Below are 20,374 nucleotides of genomic sequence, written 5' to 3' on the forward strand. Positions count from 1 at the left end.
ATAATCGACCAGCCGATTTTCCCGTTGTCGGCAGCCGTATCGTGGTAAATGGTGAATGAATACCGAATAATGCGAGGTGTATCCGGTCTGGCGAGGGAATAATGCAGGCCGGGTAAAGCATGCCGCCTTACCCGGTACGGTAGTTTACTGCAATGGACTCAAGGTAATTTCGACGCGGCGGTTTTGCGCTTTACCTTCTGCCGTACTGTTGCTGGCGATCGGGTTCGCCGGACCCATTCCGCTGGTACGGATACGGCTGGCGTCAACGCCCTGGGTGATCAGCGAACTGGCGACGGAGTCAGCACGCTGTTGCGACAGACGCATATTCAGATCGTGGCTACCGGTGCTGTCGGTGTAGCCCACCACATTGACGGCGGTCTTGGGATACTCTTTCAGCACCATCGCCACGCCGGTCAGCGTGTTAGCGCCTGCCGGTTTCAGCGTCGCGCTGCTGCTGTCGAAGGTGACATTATTCGGCATATTCAGAATGATATTATCGCCGCTTCGCGTCACGCTAACGCCTGTGCCCCGCATTTTGTCACGCAGTTTCGCTTCCTGTACGTCCATGTAGTAACCCACGCCGCCGCCCAGCGCCGCGCCAGCCGCCGCGCCAATCAGCGCGCCTTTACCGCGATCTTTTTTGGAGGAGGAGAGTGCGCCGATGCCTGCGCCGACCAGCGATCCAATACCCGCGCCAATGCCGGATTTACCTGCTTCGCGTTCGCCGGTGTAAGGGTTTGTTGTGCAGCCAGATACTGCCAGGGCGCCGCTCACGATGGCAGCAATCACAAATACACGTTTTTTCATCTTAAATCCTTATCACTTTTTTATTTTTACCACAGCGACCGTGGCGGTTGATTATGACGTCTGCACATGAAGAAAATTCCAGGGAAAACTCTGAAATTTGTAAGTAACATTGATCGGCAAAATAAATAATCCCAATAATTCAGGAGCGAACATTGACCCACGCACCATCGCGTCACTCGGTATTGACCGCCGCACACTGGGGGCCAGTCCGCGTTGAAACCGACGGAGAACGCATTTTTGCCTCGTATGGCGAACTCCCGACGGCACACCAAAACTCCCTGCAAACCGTTGTGCATGACCAGGTGCACAGTAAAACGCGGGTTCGCTTCCCGATGGTGCGTAAAGGGTTCCTGGCTTCTCCCGATAAGCCGCAAGGCATACGCGGGCAGGATGAGTTTGTTCGCGTAAGTTGGGATGACGCGCTGGATCTGATCCACGCTCAGCACAAACGTATTCGCGAAAGTTATGGGCCATCGTCCATCTTCGCCGGCTCCTACGGTTGGCGTTCGAACGGCGTATTGCATAAAGCGGCTACACTATTGCAGCGTTACATGGCGCTGGCGGGAGGGTATACCGGCCATCTTGGCGATTATTCCACCGGCGCGGCGCAGGCTATCATGCCTTATGTGGTGGGTGGCAACGAGGTTTACCAGCAGCAGACTAGCTGGCCGGTGGTGCTGGAACACAGCGAGGTGGTGGTGCTCTGGAGCGCGAACCCGCTGAATACTCTGAAAATTGCCTGGAATGCCTCGGATGAACAGGGGCTCGACTATTTTGCGGCGTTGCGACAAAGCGGCAAGCGCCTGATCTGCATCGATCCGATGCGATCGGAAAGCGTCGACTTTTTTGGCGATAAGATGGAGTGGATCGCCCCGCATATGGGCACCGATGTGGCGTTAATGTTGGGGATCGCCCATACGCTGGTGGAAAACGGTTGGCAGGATGAAGCGTTCCTTGCCCGCTGCACAACGGGTTATGACCGCTTCGCCGACTATCTTTTGGGCACGACCGACGGTACGGCCAAAACAGCGGAATGGGCGGCGGAAATTTGCGGCGTTTCTGCGGTGAAAATCCGCGAACTGGCAGAAATATTTCATCATAACACCACCATGTTGATGGCTGGCTGGGGAATGCAGCGTCAGCAGTTCGGCGAGCAAAAGCACTGGATGATCGTTACGCTGGCCGCAATGCTGGGGCAAATTGGTACGCCTGGCGGCGGGTTTGGTTTTTCTTATCATTTTGCTAACGGCGGAAACCCGACGCGCCGCGCCGCCGTGTTAGCCTCGATGCAGGGAAGCATCCCTGGCGGGGTCGATGCGGTAGATAAAATACCGGTGGCGCGTATTGTCGAGGCGCTGGAAAACCCCGGTGGGTTTTACCAACACAATGGGATGGATCGCCGCTTCCCGGATATTCGTTTTATCTGGTGGGCGGGCGGCGCGAACTTTACCCATCATCAGGATACCAACCGTCTGATTCGCGCGTGGCAAAAACCGGAACTGGTCGTTATCTCGGAATGTTTCTGGACGGCCGCCGCGAAACACGCGGATATTGTTCTGCCTGCGACCACTAGCTATGAGCGTAACGATTTAACCATGACCGGCGACTATAGCAATCAGCATTTGGCGCCGATGAAGCAGGTCGTGTCGCCCCGGTGGGAGGCGCGGAATGATTTTGACGTTTTTGCTGAACTGAGCGAACGGTGGGAAGCCGGCGGTTACGCTCGGTTCACCGAAGGAAAAAGCGAGCTGGCGTGGCTGGAGACTTTCTACAATATTGCCGCCCAGCGTGGCGCCAGCCAGGGGGTGACGCTGCCGCCGTTTGCCGCATTCTGGCAGGCTAACCGTTTACTGGAGATGCCGGAAAATCCCGCCAACGCGCAGTTTGTGCGCTTCGCGGATTTTCGCCGCGATCCTGATAACCATCCGCTAAAAACGGCCAGCGGCAAAATCGAAATCTATTCTGCGCGCATTGCCAGCTATGGTTATGCGGATTGTCCCGGTCATCCGATGTGGCTGGCGCCGGATGAGTGGCACGGGAACGCCGATGCGGGGCAGGTTCAGCTACTTTCCGCGCATCCGGCGCACCGTCTGCATAGCCAGCTTAACTACAGTTCGTTACGGGAGCGGTATGCGGTGGCCGGACGCGAACCGGTGACGATTCATCCGCAGGATGCGACAACGCGCGGAATCGTCGATGGCGATACGGTACGCGTCTGGAATCATCGCGGGCAGGTTCTGGCGGGCGCGGTCGTTACCGACGGAATTCGGCCTGGCGTGATCTGTATTCACGAAGGCGCATGGCCGGACCCTGAACCTACCGCAGGCGGCATATGCAAAAACGGTGCGGTAAACGTCCTGACAAAAGATCTTCCCAGTTCCCGGCTGGGGAACGGTTGTGCGGGCAACACCGCGCTGGTCTGGTTTGAGAAATATACCGGCCCGGCGCTACCGCTTACGGCGTTTGATCCGCCTGCCAACTCATAATCCAGGTGGGGTGGGCGGTATCCTCCTGCCAGGCGCTATCTTCAATACGAAAACCAAGCGCATGGTAGAAGTTTACGGCGGATTGATTTTTCTGGTAAACCTCAAGGCTCAGCAGAGGAAAACGTTGCTGGACATATTCCAGAAGCGCTTTGCCAATGCCGTGTCTTAACGCGTCGGGGGCGACAAACAGCGCCCCGACAAAACGGGCTTCCAGTACGCTGACGAAGCCTTTCAGTTGTCCATTTTCCTCCCATACCCAGGTTTGCGCGGCGGGTAAATAGACGTCGCGTACAATTGCTTCGCTCTCGTGCCAGTAACGTTCTTCGATAAAGGGATGGGCATAAATGGTACTTTTCATCCACAGCGCCAGAATAGACGCCATGTCTTCACTCTGGGATTTGCGAATCATGTTTTTCTCCCGGATGGCAAAAACAGCCGGTAATATGGTCATTGACCAGTCCGCACGCCTGCATAAAGGAGTAACAGATAGTCGTACCGACAAACTTGAAACCGCGTTTTTTCAATGCCTTAGCAAGCGCATCGGACGCAGGTGTTGAGGTAGGGATCTCATCCAGGCTGGCCGCCTGGGTGATCTGCGGCTGGCCATCAACGAATGACCAGACAAAATCGGCGAAAGACTCGCCGTTTTGCTCCATCGCAAGCCAGGCGCGGGCGTTACTGATAATGGCCTGAATTTTACCGCGATGTCGTATGATGCCCGTGTTCTGCAGCAGGTGTTCGACATCCTCCTCCTGCATAGCTGCGATGCGTACCGGATCAAACTGATGAAAACAGGCGCGGTAGTTCTCCCTCTTTTTAAGCACGGTGATCCAGGATAAACCGGCCTGTTGACCTTCAAGACAGATCATTTCAAACAGCTTTCTGCTGTCAGTTTCCGGTACGCCCCACTCGTTATCATGATAGGCAATATAAAGGGGGTCCTGGCTGACCCAGTCGCAACGCTGCATAGACTTCCTCGTTATTGTGGTTACCGCGAAAATTTCCTTCAACCCGCCTTGACGGGCCCGCTAAAAGGACAATAGTTAATACAGGGCTGATGCCCGACATCCTTCATTCAATGACAATAATATCGCCGAATTCGGCTCTACTCTGGAGTCGCGTTGATGATTGTAAGAAAACGCCGTGGTCGCCGGACATTGCGTTGTCTGGCGGGCCTTATGGCCTGCTCGTTTTTTATCAATACCACATATGCCTGGCAACAAGAATATATCGCTGAAGCGGCTCCGGGGCATACGACGGAACGCTATACCTGGGACAGCGATCACCAACCGAATTACAACGACATACTGGCCGAACGTATTCAGTCTACGCAAAATACGGTGGGGCCGGTGCTTAGCCTGGCGGATGAAACCCCGCTTGATGCGACCAGCGGTATCAGTATGGGCTGGAATTTTCCGCTTTCCCGACGCGTGACCACTGGGCCGGTCGCGGCGCTGCATTACGACGGTTCGACGTCATCAATGTATAACGAATATGGCGATAGCGCGACGACATTAGCGTTTACCGATCCGTTATGGCACGCCAGCGTCAGTACGTTAGGCTGGCGGGTAAACTCGCAGTTCGGCGATGTCCGTCCCTGGGCGCAAATCAGCTATAACCAACAGTTTGGGGAGAATATCTGGAAAGCGCAGTCCGGGTTGAGTCGTATGACCGCAGGAAATCAGGCGGGAAACTGGCTGGATGTCACCGTAGGCGCGGACGTGTTACTTAACCCGCACCTGGCGGCGTATGCGGCGTTTTCCCAGGCGGAAAATAGCGCTACGGATAGCGATTATTTGTATACCTTGGGGGTGAGCGCCAGGTTTTAACTTAAAAATTATAATCGAAACGCAGTGATAACAGCTCTTGTGGCGGAAGTAGGGTGCTAACCTTCTGCGTTATCTTTGCGCTGTTAATTATCTCGCTGGCACTTTCCACCACTATTCGCCAGCCGCAGCGGGAGGGGGTTAGCGAAGCGTCTGCGTAACACATGCAACACCAGGCGTACAGCGCACCCATTTGGTGCCCTTTTTTTTATTTAGCACAAATACCTAATCAATTGTAGTTAAAAAAACGTCTAATAAATAAGGAAGACATTTAACTTATTTATGAATAGGAAGAAATAATATATTAATTATATTAATTTATTCTTAATAAAAAATTACATTTATGTACATTCCATTTGTAATATATTGATTTCTATTCTTTTTAAGATTAACTAACAATTATTTTTATATATACTAATTATAGTATCCAATACCCACCTCTATACACTCCATTTCCTCACAGAATGCAGATAATCCTAAGGATGCGTTCTGTTATCTACCGTCATAAATGGAGTTTTTAATGAAAAAGGTTGTTTTTGCTCTGTCTGCTCTCGCTGTAGTTTCCACTTCTGCTTTCGCTGCTGAATCTGGTGACGGCACCATTAAATTCACCGGTGAAATCGTTGACGCGCCATGCGTCGTTTCTACTGACTCCCAGAACCAGGAAGTTGTGCTGGGTCAGGTTAAGAAAAATATCTTCAAAGCCATTGGCGACAAGTCTTCTTCTAAGCCTTTCCAGATCAAACTGGAAGACTGTGACATCACCTCTAATACCAAAGTTAACGTAAGCTTCAATGGCGTTGGTGATACAGACGATGCGACACTGGTTTCTGTTAACACTGAAGCAGGTGCGGCAACTGGCGTGGGCATCGGTATCTACGACAACGCTAACAAGCTTGTTGAAATGAACACCGGTAAATCCACCACTACGTTGGCTGCTGGTCAGACCGTGCTGTACTACACCGCTAACTACGTTGCAACAAAAGATACTGTAACCACTGGTTACGGTAACGCAGAAGTGGACTTCAACCTGTCCTACGAATAATCGAATTTTCGTTAATACAGACAATCATAATGGCAACGGAAATCCCGTTGCCATTTTTTCCAGCGGAGGCTCAGGAAGAGAATCATGAACCGCTCACGTTTGATATCTTGCACAGCACTGGTGCTGGCGTTGATTGCTCAAAACAGTTTTGCCGGAGGCGTGGCATTAAGCAGCACGCGTGTTATTTATGACGGTAGTAGAAAGGAAGCTTCTCTTACGGTAAATAATAAAAGCACCACGGATGAATTTCTCATTCAGTCATGGATTGATGATGCTAACGGTAATAAAAAGACGCCCTTTATCATCACTCCACCGTTATTTAAATTAAGCCCGACTAAAAATAACGTTTTACGTATTGTTAATACGACGAACACGTTACCGCAGGATCGCGAGTCCGTTTATTGGATTAACGTAAAAGCTATTCCTGCCAAAAGTGAAGACGCGGAAGCTAAAAACGTACTGCAGATCGCCGTACGTACCCGCTTAAAACTGTTCTATCGCCCGGCGGGCCTGAAAGGCAATAGCATGGACGGCTGGAACAAACTGCAGTTCACCAGCGCAGGGGCTAACCAGATCAAAGTGGAAAACCCATCTGCCTTTAACCTGACGTTTAATAAATTTTATGCCAACGGCCGTGATATTGAAAAAACGGGAATGGTTCCGGCAAAAGGCTCATTGAATATTGAACTGCCAGCCGGCACCGGCAAGGTAAGCGAAGTTAAATACAACATTATTAATGACTTTGGCACTGCTGGCGACATGTTGACACAGCGCGTTAACTAACACGTTTTAAAGGATTATTACTATGACATGGACGCATCTTCCTCTGGGCAATAAGACCTCGCGTTTCACGCAGTCTGCGCTTGCGCTGATGATAGCGGGTACGCTCCCCGCGTATGCGGGAACATTTAACCCGCGCTTTCTGGAGGATGTGCCGGGTATTGATCAGCACGTTGACCTTTCAATGTATGAATCCAATAAAGCTGAACACCTGCCAGGTAAATACCGCGTCTCGGTGGTGGTCAACGAAAAAAAAATGGAGTCTCGCACCCTGGAGTTTAAGGCAGCGACAGAGGCGCAGCGCGCAAAAATGGGTGAATCCCTGGTGCCGTGCTTAAGCCGCGTGCAGCTTGAAGATATGGGCGTGCGTATTGATAGCTTCCCGGCGCTGAAAATGGCCCCGCCTGAAGCCTGTGTTGCTTTTGACGACATTATTCCCCAGGCCGCCAGCCATTTCGACTTTGCAGACCAGACCCTGATCATGAGCTTCCCGCAGGCTGCGATGAAGCAGACAGCGCGCGGTACGGTGCCAGAATCGCAGTGGGACGAAGGGGTGAATGCCCTGCTGGTGGATTATAACTTTTCCGGCAGCAACGCCAGCTATGACGCACACGACAGTGAAACCAGCTACAACAGCGACAGCTACTATCTGAATCTGCGCAGCGGTATGAACCTGGGGGCATGGCGGTTACGTAACTATAGCACCTGGACGCGAAACGACGGTAACAACACATGGGATAACATTGGCACATCCTTAAGCCGTGCCATTGTACCGCTGAAATCACAGCTGACGTTGGGGGATACCTCCACTGCCGGTGATATTTTTGACAGCGTTCAGATGCGCGGTGTGCAGTTAACTTCCGACGAAGAGATGCTGCCTGACAGCCAGCGCGGGTTTGCGCCCGTCATCCGGGGTATTGCCAAAAGTAACGCCGAAGTTACCGTTGAGCAGAACAACTACGTTATTTACCGTACGTTTGTTCAGCCGGGTGCGTTTGAAATTAACGACCTGTATCCAACCTCAAACAGCGGCGACCTGACGGTCACCATTAAAGAATCGGACGGCAGTGAGCAGAAGTTCGTTCAGCCGTTCTCCTCGGTGGCGCTCCTCCAGCGTGAAGGCCATCTCAAATACAGCCTTTCCGCCGGGGAATACCGTGCCGGGAACTATAACAGCGCCGAGCCGAAATTCGGGCAGCTTGATGCCATGTACGGCCTGCCGTATGGCTTTACCGTTTACGGTGGTGCGATCTTCTCTGACGACTATTACTCGCTGGCGGGAGGATTAGGTAAAAACTTCGGTTATATCGGCGCGATCTCCATCGATGTAACCCAGGCAAAAAGCAAGCTGGCAAATGAGGAGAATTCGGAAGGTCAGTCTTATCGTTTCCTCTACTCCAAGAGCTTTAACAGCGGTACAGATTTCCGTCTGCTGGGTTACAAGTATTCGACCAGCGGCTATTACACCTTCCAGGAAGCGACGGATGTGCGCAGCGATGCGGACAGCTCTTATAGCCAGTACCACAAACGTAGTCAGATTCAGGGCAACGTGACGCAGCAACTGGGCGCCTGGGGCTCGGTCTATTTTAACGTCACGCAGCAGGACTACTGGAACGATGAAGGTAAACAGCGTTCGCTGAATGCCGGTTATAACGGCCGTATTGGCCGCGTGAACTACAGCGTTGCTTACACCTGGACGAAAAGCCCGGAGTGGGATGAGAGCGATCGTTTACTGTCATTCTCCATGTCGATTCCACTGGGACGCGTGTGGAGTAACTACCACCTCACGACCGATCAGCATGGCCGAACCAACCAGCAGTTAGGGGTGAGCGGCACCGCGCTGGAAGACCACAACCTGAACTATAGTGTGCAGGAAGGCTACGGCAGCAACGGCGTGGGTAACAGCGGCAGCGTGAACCTGGATTACCAGGGCGGCGTGGGTAGCGCCAGCCTGGGTTACAACTACAACCGTGACGGCCAGCAGGTGAACTACGGTTTGCGCGGCGGTGTGATAGCCCATAGCGAAGGTATCACTCTTTCTCAACCGCTGGGTGAATCCATGGCCATTATCTCCGCGCCGGGCGCGCGCGGCGCGCACGTGATCAACAACGGTGGTGTGGAAGTGGACTGGATGGGTAATGCGGTCGTACCTTACCTTACTCCGTACCGTGAAACGGAAGTCTCACTGCGAAGCGACAGCCTGAACAACCAGGTTGACCTGGATACCGCCTCCGTCAACGTAGTGCCGACACGCGGCGCGATTGTTCGTGCCCGCTTCGATACCCGAGTGGGCTATCGTGTGCTGATGAATCTGACGCAGGCCAATGGCAAAGCGGTGCCGTTTGGTGCTACCGCCACGCTGCTGGATACCACAAAAGAGTCCAGCAGCATTGTGGGTGAAGACGGTCAGCTTTATATCAGCGGGATGCCGGAGAAAGGTGCCCTTCAGGTGAACTGGGGTAAAGACCAGGCACAGCAATGCCGCGTGGCGTTTACGCTGCCGGAACAACAGGATAATACCGGCGCGGTGATGGCGAATGCCGTCTGCCGGTAACAGGGAAGGAAACGATTATGTTGAAAAAGTTGATAATGTTTACGGGCCTGTTGGGCGGGTCGGTGCTGTTTTCGGGGCAGGCGCTGGCAGCGGCAGATTTTGGACCATGTACTCCTGAAGGTGGAACACATATCTTCAGTGCCACCATAAATAAAACAGTTTCAGATACGTCAAAGAACACAACGGGTGCGACCTTCGTAGATTTCGATAGCTGGAATTTAGGTGGAACCTATGCGATGTCCTGTGAATGCCCTGATGATACCTCTCTTATAAATGACACCTTATTTAAGGCTGTGGTTCCTCTGGCCTTTGTTACGAATATAGAGAGTCGCTCCTATTACCAGATCAATAATAATATTGCCATTGCGAGCGATGTACTGATTTCGGGGGGACGAGGAGAATACGTTAACACACCGTTTGAGAATGTAGGTAACCTGACAAACAACCGCTCTCAGTGTTCGCAAAATGCAAGTAGTAAAGATGCAATATGGACATCCGGTGGCAAAGGTCACTTATCGCTCTATATTCTCCATCCGTTTGTGGGTGAAAGTATTATACCTAGCACCAAAATAATGGACCTTTTTGTGACAAAGAAACCCAGTGTATATGGCAGTATACCTGCGTCGTCTGTATATATCAGTGGTTCAATTACGGTACCTCAGGGCTGTGAACTCTCCAGCGGCAGCACGCTGGAAATTCCGTTTGGGGAATTTAAGGCCACTGATTTTAAAGATCGCAAAGGACAAGTTGCAAAGAACGCCACGAAATTCACCAAAGAGCTGCAGTTTAAATGCACCAATATTTCCGATGGCGTAAAGATCTTCCTGCGTATTGAGGGAATGCCAAACGCTAATGATTCGGATGCCATCGACATGGGCAACCCGGATATCGGTGCCGTCATTGAGGGCGCTAACGGTAAAATTTTGGTGCCAAATGACGCCAGTGTTAATCAGGAGCTGAGCGTATCGGGTCTTGTTGACGACACGCACCGTACCGCCTCAACGACCATTTCGGCTTACCCTATCAGTACCACCGGCAAATTGCCGGCCGCCGGGGATTTCGAGGGAATTGCCACCATGCGTATTGATGTGGAGTAAGCAGGATGAAAAACCTTCATGCTTTGATGCCAGCGTGTTTACTGCTTACCGCTTCCGCGATGGCGGCACCGTCGAATATCGGTTCTGCTGGTGATATCCACTTTACCATTACTATTAAGGCGGCTACCTGTGAACTGGAAAACGACAGTATCGACGTCAATATGGAGACCGTGGTGCTTCAGCGCCCGGTAAAAGTGGGTAAAGAGCTGAACCAGAAAAACTTTAGCATCGGCTTAAAAGATTGCGCGTATGCCACAAAGGCCAGCGTTACGATGGACGGTTCTCCGGACCCGACTGACCCCTCGCTTTTTGCCCTGGATAGCGGCGGCGCGACGGGCGTGGCGTTAAAAATTAAAACATCTGGTGGGGAGCAACAATACCCCTCCAGTACCGACTCTACGCCTGTCGAACACACTGTCTGGTTTGATGGTACGAACAAGCTGAACTATATCGCCAGCTATGTGCCTGTTAAGCCGGATGCCACCGTTGGCACAGCGAATGCGACGGTGAATTTTAGCGTCACATACGAATAATCACTGAGGGCCAGTTCGCTGGCCCTTTTCCATTTTTAGTGATTTTTTGTAAAAATCTTCTCCGATCACACTCTCCGTTGCCACTTTCCCCTCTGCTTGTGGTCTACTTAACCGTGCTTGTAGACTTTCTTACATCTGCGTTAGCCGCATATTTACCTGTTTGATTAAAGAATCGTTGTACAGGTCGTTTTTATCCCGATTCCCAGGGTTTGTTTGCATGAGATACATTAAATCGATGACGCAACAGAAACTTAGTTTCTTGCTTGCGCTCTATATCGGTCTGTTTATGAATTGCGCCGTGTTTTACCGCCGTTTCGGCAGTTATGCACAAGAATTTACCATTTGGAAAGGCCTCTCCGCAGTTGTCGAACTGGGCGCCACGGTGCTGGTCACTTTCTTCTTACTTCGTCTTCTTTCACTGTTTGGCCGACGCGTCTGGCGTGTGCTGGCCACGCTGGTGGTGCTGTTTTCCGCTGGCGCCAGTTATTACATGACCTTCCTGAACGTGGTGATTGGCTACGGCATTATTGCGTCTGTTATGACCACCGATATCGATCTCTCGAAAGAGGTGGTGGGGCTGCACTTTGTATTGTGGCTGATTGCCGTGAGCGTGCTTCCGCTCATCTTTATCTGGAGTAACCACTGTCGCTACACGTTGTTGCGCCAGCTACGTACGCCGGGGCAGCGTTTTCGCAGCGCCGCTGTAGTGGTACTCGCAGGCGTAATGGTGTGGGCGCCTATTCGCCTGCTGGATATACAGCAAAAAAAGGTTGAACGGGCGACAGGCATCGACTTACCCAGCTATGGCGGCGTGGTGGCGAACTCCTACCTGCCCTCAAACTGGTTATCTGCGTTAGGGCTGTATGCCTGGGCGCAGGTAGATGAGTCGTCGGACAATAATTCGTTAATAAACCCGGCCAGGAAATTTACCTATGTTGCGCCGAAAGATGGGGATGACACCTACGTCGTTTTCATTATCGGTGAGACGACCCGTTGGGATCACATGGGGATTTTCGGCTACGAGCGTAATACCACGCCGAAGCTGGCGCAGGAAAAAAATCTGGCGGCGTTCCGCGGCTATTCCTGCGATACCGCGACGAAGCTTTCTTTACGCTGTATGTTTGTACGGGAAGGCGGGGCGGATAATAACCCGCAGCGTACCTTAAAAGAGCAGAATGTTTTTGCCGTACTCAAACAGCTCGGATTCAGTTCCGATCTGTACGCCATGCAGAGCGAGATGTGGTTCTATAGCAATACCATGGCGGATAATATCTCTTACCGCGAGCAGATTGGCGCCGAGCCGCGTAACCGCGGTAAAACGGTGGATGACATGCTGTTGATTGATGAGATGCAGAACTCGCTTGCCCAGAATCCGGAGGGTAAGCATCTGATTATCCTGCATACCAAGGGATCGCATTTTAACTATACGCAGCGTTATCCGCGCAGCTACGCTCAGTGGAAGCCCGAATGTATTGGGGTCGATAGCGGCTGCACGAAAGCGCAGATGATCAACTCTTACGATAACTCCGTGACCTATGTGGATCACTTTATTACCAGTGTGTTCGATCAGCTACGTGATAAAAAAGCGATTGTGTTCTACGCGGCTGACCACGGCGAGTCGATTAACGAACGCGAACATTTGCACGGTACGCCGCGCAATATGGCGCCGCCGGAGCAATTCCGTGTTCCGATGCTGGTATGGATGTCGGATAAATATCTTGCCAGTCCGCAACATGCGCAGATGTTCGCTCACCTGAAACAGCAGGCGGAGATCAAAGTGCCGCGTCGTCATGTGGAGCTATACGATACGATAATGGGCTGCCTGGGGTATACATCGCCGAATGGCGGCATTAACCAGAACAACAACTGGTGCCATATTCCCGATGTGCAGAAAGTCGCCGCGAAGTAGGTTGTCTGCCGACTTTCTCGCCGATTGAATTGTATTTTGCGACTAAGGGATTGACGGGCGTGCGCCTGAGCAGTAAGATGCGCCCGCATTCGGTGATTGGCGCAGCCTGGTAGCGCACTTCGTTCGGGACGAAGGGGTCGGAGGTTCGAATCCTCTATCACCGACCAAATTCAGAAACCCTGCTCAATGAGCAGGGTTTTTTTGTATCTGAAGTCTGACGAGGATGAGAACCTCCGGGGGCAAGAGGTTCGACTCGAGCGAAGCGAGAGAACGTTGCGTCAGCAACGGCCCGCAGGGCGAGCCACGTAGTGGCGAGTCATCCTCTATCACCGGCAGGTTGACGCTCTCACCACCAGTTCAGGCATGATCCCGTCGCTGTAGCTGATCTTCTCACCCGACAAAACGGCAAACAGGAGCGTGATTGCCTGTCGCGCCACCTCATCAAGATGCATGTTCACAGCCGTCAGCGGCGGCAGCGATTCGCGCGCGCGGATACCATCATAGCGGGTGACCACGCGCATCCGCTCCGGGATAGCGACTGCCTGTTCCTGGAAAGCGCGTACCGCGCCGCTGGCAAAGGTATCGATCAGCACCAGCACGCCGTCAACGTCGGGATGCGCCTGTAATAGCTGCTGCGCGGCCTGGTAGCCGGCATTTTCACCCTCGCTTTCATTGAGAGAGTAGACGACGGGGGCCTGGCGCCCCGCGCACCAGCGCTGGTAAGCCGCTTCGCTCTCCAGAACTGATGTTCGCCGAGTGTTACCGACAAATAACGCACATTTGCTGGCGCCGGAGGTCTCCAGATGCGTTAGCAGAAGCTGTGCTGTTGCCGCCGAGTGCAGCTCAACCCACGGCACAGGCGTGTCGGTCCCCGGCGTGCGGCCAATGGTGACGCAGGGAATGCCCGCTTGCGCCAGCGCCTGGAGCTGCGGGTCGTTCTCCGCCGGCTCAATCAGGATCGCCGCGTCAAAGCTGACGGCATCCAGTGGATTTGCCCCCGGCGGCACCAGAATCAGCGCATGCTGCTTTTCCAGCGCCATCATCGCGGACGTTAACGCCACCTCCATCATAAATCCCAGTCGTGATGCGCCGGAGGCAATCGCCAGCGGCACCGAAGAGAGCAAAGCAATGGTATTGGTTTTGCCGGTTCGTAACTGGCGAGCGCGAATATTCGGCGTGTAGTTGAGCGCAGCAATGGCCTCTTCAATACGCCGTCGCGTCTGCGGCTCGACAAAGCGAGTGTTGTGCAATGCATTGGATACTGTCCCTGGCGACACGCCTGCATGGCGGGCAACATCAATCAACTTTGCGCGTTTTTTATTTTGAACAGCCATCTGCTTCCTGACCTGCGAAAATTTGCGCACAGGGTAGCATATTTACCAGACGGTAACGTTTGCTTTTTTTCAGTGAGGATCGTAAAAAACCCTTCATTAAAACGTTTTAATGGGGTATTTTGGCGCAAATTTATTCCTCAGGAGGCGATGTGGCACACTTAACTCAGGATTCGACTTTCACCCTTGGACGCCGTCTGGCGGGCCTTATCTACGCTGATAAGGCGAAGAGCTTTGGCGGCTATACGCTTTTTGCGCCGCAAACCGCCGAAGGGCGGGTTTACCTGGTGGACGAGCAGGGCGAAGTCGCGCATCAGTGGCAGCTTCCGGTTCGCGCCGGGCGTGATGCGGTGCTGCTGCCGAACGGTAATCTGGGTTATAACGGCAGCCACCGCACTTCAGCGAACCTCTATCCGGCGTGGGATCTCTGGCACGGCGGCGACTTCTACGAAGTGACGCCGGATAACGAAATCGTCTGGCATTACGAAGATATTTACCATCACCATGATGCGCAATGGTTGGCGAACGGTAATCTGCTGTATACCGCCGCGTCGCCGTTGCCTGCCGATATCGCCGCCCGTGTTACCGGCGGCGACCCGCGCCGCGATGCGCCGGACGGCATCATTCAGAGCGACGTCGTCAAAGAGGTCAATCGCGACGGTGAAGTGGTCTGGGAATGGCGCGCCTGGGAGCATTTGAATCCGGAAGATTTCCCGATTCATGATATTTTCGACCGCCGCCACTGGCCGATGATTAACGGCCTGTCCGTCACCCGTGATGGCTTGGTGCTGATGAGCCTGCGTACCACTTCCGGCGTCATTGCCGTGGATAAAGAGAGCGGGAAGGTTATCTGGCATGCAGGGCCGGAAGTCGTAGCGCAGCAGCACACGCCGGTTGAGATGGAGAACGGGTCGATTCTGGTTTTCGATAACGGCAACCTGCGTCCCGGCGTCACCTCGCCGCATTCCACGGTGCTGGAGTTCGATCCGCAGACCAAAGCGATTACCTGGCAGTATCGCGATATCTTCCCGCCGGCGTTTTTCTCGCCGTATATGGGGAGCGCGCAGCGGCTGGCGAACGGCAACACCTTTATCTGTGAATCGGCGTTTGGCCGCCTGTTTGAAGTCACCCCGGAAGGCGAAACGGTATGGGAATATATCATTCCGTTCTTTAATGAATATCCGGAGCACCTCAGTAAAGGCATTATTCCTGGAAAACAGAACAGCGCCTTCCGTGCGCATCGCTATGCCGCTGATGCCATTAGTTGGTTGAAATAATACAGACCGCCAGCCCGCGCTGGCGGTTATTTTTTTGATGTTTTATGGGAGTTAATCATGCCGCAACCTGGCCTTACTACGCCGGATAACGATGCATTACCCTGGCAAACCACCTTACTTTTGGCGCTTCAGCATGTGCTGGTCGTTGCCGCCACCCCCATTACCTCCGTCTTTCTGATCGCCAAAGCGCTCCACTTTACCGATACGGTGACCGCCTCGGTACTTAGCGCGACCTTTCTGATGTGCGGTCTGGGCGCTATTTTGCAAAGCCTGGGTGTGAAAGGGGTGGGCGCGCGTTTGCCGTTTATTATGGTACCGGGGGGCGCGCCGATTGCGATTTTCGTTGCGATCGCTTTACAGACCAATATCCAGACCGCGATTGGCGCCGTAATTCTGACCTCGCTGTTCTACTTTATCGCGTTGCCGATTTTCCGCCGCTGCCTGCACCATTTTCCCCCTTTTATCATTGGCATCATGCTGCTAATGGTGTCGATTAACCTTATTCGCCTGTACGGCGGATTGATCATTGGCCAGCCAGGGAGCGCCGACTTCGCTCATCCAACCAGTATCATTTTATCGCTGGGGACTATCCTGATAACGCTGATTTTCGCGCTGGCGTTTAGCGGTATTTTGCGCCAGCTGGCGGTGATGTTCGGCCTTTTAGCGGGAACGTTGCTGGGAATGGCGCTGGGCAGCACCGATTTTAGCGGTGTGAGTCACGGGCCGCTGTTTAGTTTCCCACAGCTTTTGCCGTTCGGCTGGCCGATTTTTGATCTCTCCGCCTCGCTGCCGTTACTGATTTACGCGGTCATCTCTATGGCTGAAGCAACCGGGCAAACGATTGCGACCGCGGAAATAGTCAATTCCACGCAAAATGTGCAGCAGGCGATTCCACGCACCATTCGTGGTGATGCGGTAATGTCGCTGCTGGGGGGGATTTTTGGCACCTCCTTAATTATCACCTCCGGCGAAAATATTGGGGTGGTACGCACCACTAATGTGAAATCGCGTTTCGTGACTGCGGCTGCCGGAGGATTGTTAATCCTGATTGCCATATTCGCGCCGCTGGTACGTCTGGCGACCTGTCTGCCAGGTTCGGTGGTGTGCGGTACGGCGGTGATTGTCTTCAGCATTATCGGGGTTATCGGTATTGATATGATTGCGCGTGAGCCACTGCATACGCCGGGTAAAACCTACGCGCTGGCGATGGGGCTGGCCATGGGAATGCTACCTATACTGGTACCCGGCCTGTATCAGAATTTCCCGGCGGGCGTACAGATGGTCTTTGGCAACGGCATGGCAGCGGGGACGTTGACGGCGATTCTGGTGAACTCGTTGTTTAACTGGAGCGAAAAGCGCACGCAGGCCAGGGTCAAAAGTTAGTTTTTGTGATCGCGGTAGGCCGCACGACGGCCTACTTATTTACAATTTTGTGACATATTCGATGGTGTTTTTCAACGTCCGTATAACTCTTTTTTGCACACGGCTTATGGATAACCTCAGCATTTTCGCCTGTGCGTTTTAGCGTTAGTGGTATTAATCGCTCAGATAATCAACATATCGAAAGAAATTTTTCAATTAATGTCTAATTGTTAATCACTAACTGTTGCAAAATATTAAGTGAATAACTCTGCCTTTCTGGCCATAGCACAAATTTCCCTGCTGAAAATACCCTTCTGAACTTTTTTTAATCTTTGTTTGTTAATTCTCACCGTTGTTGTAAAAGCTGGTTACCTGTATTGACGTTTTGACATTCTATTGACAGATTGTAGGGAATGAGGGGCATTTTATGGAGAATCCGCACTGCAACTCAGTCGATTATGCGAACGGAATCCCCACCTCTCACTACTGACCTGACCAGGTAAAAAACAAAAAAGGCCGGGCGGTAAAAGCCTTTGCAAAGGGCAAAACAACATACATCACAATTGGAGCAGAAGAATGAGTATTTCCTTGAAGAAGTCAGGGATGCTGAAGCTTGGTTTGAGCCTGGTGGCCATGACCGTTGCAGCAAGCGTGCAGGCCAAAACCCTGGTTTATTGTTCAGAAGGCTCGCCGGAAGGCTTTAACCCACAGCTCTTTACGTCTGGCACCACCTATGATGCCAGCTCCGTACCTATCTATAACCGTCTGGTTGAATTCAAAACCGGCACCACGGAAGTGATCCCGGGTCTTGCTGAGAAGTGGGATATCAGCGAAGACGGTAAAACCTATACGTTCCACCTACGTAAAGGGGTGAAATGGCAATCCAGCAAGGATTTCAAACCCACGCGCGAGCTGAACGCCGATGATGTCGTGTTCTCTTTTGACCGGCAGAAAAACGAGCAGAACCCGTACCATAAAGTGTCTGGCGGCAGCTATGAATACTTTGAAGGCATGGGGCTGCCGGATCTGATTAGCGAAGTGAAGAAGGTCGACGATCACACGGTGCAGTTTGTGCTGACGCGTCCGGAAGCGCCGTTCCTTGCCGATTTAGCCATGGACTTTGCCTCTATTCTTTCCAAAGAATATGCTGACAACATGCTGAAAGCCGGTACGCCGGAAAAAGTGGATCTGAACCCGGTCGGCACTGGCCCGTTCCAACTGGTGCAATATCAGAAAGACTCCCGCATTCTCTACAAAGCCTTTGACGGCTACTGGGGCACGAAGCCGCAGATTGACCGTCTGGTCTTCTCCATCACGCCTGACGCCTCTGTGCGTTACGCCAAACTGCAGAAGAACGAATGTCAGGTGATGCCGTATCCGAACCCGGCGGATATTGCGCGCATGAAAGAAGATAAAAACATCAACCTGATGGAGCAGGCCGGTCTGAACGTGGGTTATCTCTCCTATAACGTGCAGAAAAAACCGCTGGATGATGTCAAAGTTCGCCAGGCGTTGACCTATGCCGTGAATAAAGAGGCCATCATCAAAGCCGTTTATCAGGGCGCGGGCGTTGCGGCGAAAAACCTGATCCCGCCGACAATGTGGGGCTACAACGACGATATTAAAGACTATGGCTACGATCCGGAAAAAGCGAAGGCGCTGCTGAAAGAAGCCGGTCTGGAAAAAGGCTTCACCATCGATCTGTGGGCGATGCCGGTACAGCGTCCCTATAACCCGAATGCGCGTCGTATGGCGGAAATGATCCAGGCGGATTGGGCGAAGATTGGCGTTCAGGCCAAAATTGTCACCTATGAATGGGGCGAATACCTCAAGCGCGCTAAAGATGGCGAGCACCAGACGGTGATGATGGGCTGGACCGGCGATAATGGCGATCCGGATAACTTCTTCGCCACGCTGTTCAGCTGCGATGCCGCCCAGCAAGGCTCCAACTATTCAAAATGGTGTTATAAGCCGTTTGAAGACCTGATTCAGCCTGCGCGTGCGACCGATGACCACAACAAGCGTATTGAGCTCTATAAACAGGCCCAGGTTGTGATGCATGACCAGGCGCCAGCGCTGATCATCGCTCACTCCACGGTTTATGAGCCAGTGCGTAAAGAAGTTAAAGGCTATGTGGTTGATCCATTAGGCAAACATCACTTCGAAAACGTCTCTGTCGAATAATTAAAAGAGCGCTGCGCCCCGGTGTTGTGTAGGCCGGATAAGCGCAGCGCCATCCGGCGTAATGCTTTATCCGCGATGCAGTTTGCGTGGGATAAGATTTGTGAGCAATACAGACTCACGGTTCCAGGCCGTGGGTCATGAGAGAGAATTCGGGTTATGTTGCAGTTCATTCTCCGACGTTTGGGACTCGTTATCCCGACGTTTATCGGTATTACCCTTCTCACCTTTGCCTTTGTCCACATGATCCCCGGCGATCCGGTGATGATCATGGCGGGTGAGCGAGGTATTTCCCCTGAGCGTCATGCTCAACTGCTGGCTGAACTCGGTCTTGATAAACCGATGTGGCAGCAGTACCTCCATTATATCTGGGGGGTGATGCATGGCGATTTAGGCATCTCGCTGAAAAGCCGAATCCCTGTATGGGACGAGTTTGTGCCTCGCTTTAAAGCGACGCTGGAACTTGGCGTCTGCGCCATGATTTTTGCCGTCGCCGTGGGGATTCCGGTGGGCGTGCTGGCCGCAGTGAAGCGCGGTTCTATCTTCGATCACACTGCCGTTGGCCTGGCGCTGACCGGTTACTCTATGCCTATCTTCTGGTGGGGCATGATGCTGATCATGCTGGTCTCCGTCCACTGGAACCTGACGCCGGTTTCCGGGCGCGTGAGCGATATGGTGTTCCTTGATGATACCAATCCGTTGACGGGCTTTATGCTGATCGACACCGCTATCTGGGGCGAAGAGGGTAACTTTATTGATGCGCTGGCGCATATGATCCTGCCTGCGATGGTGCTCGGCACAATCCCGCTGGCCGTCATTGTGCGTATGACCCGTTCGTCGATGCTGGAAGTGCTGGGGGAGGATTACATCCGTACCGCACGCGCCAAAGGGTTGACCAGGATGCGCGTCATTATCGTCCATGCTCTGCGTAACGCCATGCTGCCAGTCGTCACCGTGATCGGCCTGCAGGTCGGGACGCTGCTGGCAGGCGCGATTCTGACAGAAACTATCTTCTCGTGGCCCGGTCTGGGGCGCTGGCTGATCGATGCGCTGCAACGCCGCGATTATCCGGTAGTGCAGGGCGGCGTGTTACTGGTAGCGACGATGATTATTCTCGTCAACCTGCTGGTAGACCTGCTGTACGGCGTGGTGAACCCGCGTATTCGGCATAAGAAGTAAGGGGCCA

16 protein-coding genes, 1 tRNA gene and 1 other RNA gene are annotated in these 20,374 nt (G+C 52.8%); 14 read left to right on the forward strand and 4 right to left on the reverse strand.

The genetic code is table 11. The annotated features are described in order from the left end of the window. Positions 1–144: 144 nt before the first annotated feature. Complete coding sequence (locus tag QEN31_RS01005) at positions 145–807, reverse strand: OmpA family lipoprotein (protein WP_000747548.1); 663 nt, start codon at positions 805–807, stop codon at positions 145–147. 152 nt (positions 808–959) lie between these two features. Here QEN31_RS01005 and QEN31_RS01010 point away from each other — a divergent pair, with 152 nt between their 5' ends. Then, positions 960–3,293 carry a molybdopterin guanine dinucleotide-containing S/N-oxide reductase gene (locus tag QEN31_RS01010; RefSeq protein WP_000148453.1) on the forward strand — a complete coding sequence of 778 codons (2,334 nt, stop codon included), beginning with the start codon at positions 960–962 and terminating at the stop codon, positions 3,291–3,293. Here the strand turns inward: QEN31_RS01010 and QEN31_RS01015 are convergent. Both QEN31_RS01015 and tag read right to left on the reverse strand, forming a co-directional pair. Further along, a complete protein-coding gene (locus QEN31_RS01015) occupies positions 3,262–3,702 on the reverse strand; it encodes an N-acetyltransferase (protein WP_000619902.1) in 441 nt (146 codons plus the stop codon). The two genes, QEN31_RS01010 and QEN31_RS01015, sit on opposite strands and share 32 nt — an antisense overlap. Then, on the reverse strand, positions 3,680–4,261 hold the full coding sequence (tag, locus tag QEN31_RS01020) for a DNA-3-methyladenine glycosylase I (RefSeq protein WP_001188414.1): 582 nt from the start codon (positions 4,259–4,261) through the stop codon (positions 3,680–3,682). The genes QEN31_RS01015 and tag overlap by 23 nt, the downstream gene beginning before the upstream one ends. A gap of 156 nt (positions 4,262–4,417) precedes the next feature. Here tag and QEN31_RS01025 point away from each other — a divergent pair, with 156 nt between their 5' ends. The 9 genes from QEN31_RS01025 to QEN31_RS01065 all read left to right on the forward strand — a co-directional run bounded on the left by QEN31_RS01025 (position 4,418) and on the right by QEN31_RS01065 (position 13,373). Beyond that, entirely contained in the window at positions 4,418–5,122 is a 705-nt protein-coding gene (locus QEN31_RS01025; protein ID WP_000637070.1) for an autotransporter outer membrane beta-barrel domain-containing protein, read from the forward strand. A 517-nt stretch (positions 5,123–5,639) separates the two neighbouring features. Then, positions 5,640–6,164: a long polar fimbria major subunit LpfA gene (gene lpfA / locus QEN31_RS01030; protein WP_001519917.1), complete on the forward strand. Its 525-nt coding sequence runs from the start codon at positions 5,640–5,642 to the stop codon at positions 6,162–6,164. 84 nt (positions 6,165–6,248) lie between these two features. Continuing rightward, entirely contained in the window at positions 6,249–6,947 is a 699-nt protein-coding gene (gene lpfB, locus QEN31_RS01035) for a long polar fimbrial chaperone LpfB (protein ID WP_001082123.1), read from the forward strand. A gap of 22 nt (positions 6,948–6,969) precedes the next feature. Further along, positions 6,970–9,498, forward strand: coding sequence for an outer membrane usher protein LpfC (gene lpfC / locus QEN31_RS01040; protein WP_099949590.1), 2,529 nt, complete (start codon positions 6,970–6,972; stop codon positions 9,496–9,498). A gap of 17 nt (positions 9,499–9,515) precedes the next feature. Beyond that, positions 9,516–10,595 carry a long polar fimbrial protein LpfD gene (lpfD, locus tag QEN31_RS01045; RefSeq protein ID WP_099949591.1) on the forward strand — a complete coding sequence of 360 codons (1,080 nt, stop codon included), beginning with the start codon at positions 9,516–9,518 and terminating at the stop codon, positions 10,593–10,595. Positions 10,596–10,600: 5 nt separating this feature from the next. Beyond that, the gene (gene lpfE, locus QEN31_RS01050) at positions 10,601–11,128 is read left to right on the forward strand and encodes a long polar fimbrial protein LpfE (protein WP_000792957.1); all 528 of its coding nucleotides are present in this window, start codon (positions 10,601–10,603) and stop codon (positions 11,126–11,128) included. 217 nt (positions 11,129–11,345) lie between these two features. Continuing rightward, positions 11,346–13,037: a kdo(2)-lipid A phosphoethanolamine 7''-transferase gene (eptB, locus tag QEN31_RS01055; protein WP_001269259.1), complete on the forward strand. Its 1,692-nt coding sequence runs from the start codon at positions 11,346–11,348 to the stop codon at positions 13,035–13,037. 90 nt (positions 13,038–13,127) lie between these two features. Beyond that, positions 13,128–13,204: transfer RNA gene (locus QEN31_RS01060), tRNA-Pro, on the forward strand. 35 nt (positions 13,205–13,239) lie between these two features. Beyond that, positions 13,240–13,373, forward strand: a non-coding RNA gene (locus QEN31_RS01065) — RtT sRNA. Here the strand turns inward: QEN31_RS01065 and QEN31_RS01070 are convergent. Continuing rightward, positions 13,364–14,371 carry a LacI family DNA-binding transcriptional regulator gene (locus QEN31_RS01070; RefSeq protein WP_000290692.1) on the reverse strand — a complete coding sequence of 336 codons (1,008 nt, stop codon included), beginning with the start codon at positions 14,369–14,371 and terminating at the stop codon, positions 13,364–13,366. The two genes, QEN31_RS01065 and QEN31_RS01070, sit on opposite strands and share 10 nt — an antisense overlap. Before the next feature lie 149 nt (positions 14,372–14,520). Here QEN31_RS01070 and QEN31_RS01075 point away from each other — a divergent pair, with 149 nt between their 5' ends. From QEN31_RS01075 to dppB, 4 genes are all read left to right on the forward strand, one after another. Then, positions 14,521–15,645, forward strand: coding sequence for an aryl-sulfate sulfotransferase (locus tag QEN31_RS01075; protein ID WP_000940803.1), 1,125 nt, complete (start codon positions 14,521–14,523; stop codon positions 15,643–15,645). 57 nt (positions 15,646–15,702) lie between these two features. Further along, on the forward strand, positions 15,703–17,028 hold the full coding sequence (locus QEN31_RS01080; protein WP_001136079.1) for a uracil-xanthine permease family protein: 1,326 nt from the start codon (positions 15,703–15,705) through the stop codon (positions 17,026–17,028). Positions 17,029–17,583: 555 nt separating this feature from the next. After that, positions 17,584–19,191, forward strand: coding sequence for a dipeptide ABC transporter periplasmic-binding protein DppA (gene dppA, locus QEN31_RS01085; protein WP_000028047.1), 1,608 nt, complete (start codon positions 17,584–17,586; stop codon positions 19,189–19,191). A gap of 156 nt (positions 19,192–19,347) precedes the next feature. Beyond that, a complete protein-coding gene (dppB, locus tag QEN31_RS01090) occupies positions 19,348–20,367 on the forward strand; it encodes a dipeptide ABC transporter permease DppB (RefSeq protein ID WP_000938843.1) in 1,020 nt (339 codons plus the stop codon). Positions 20,368–20,374: the final 7 nt, after the last annotated feature.

This window comes from Salmonella sp. SA15303, assembly GCF_029962125.1.
Taxonomy (GTDB): Bacteria; Pseudomonadota; Gammaproteobacteria; order Enterobacterales; family Enterobacteriaceae; genus Salmonella; species Salmonella enterica.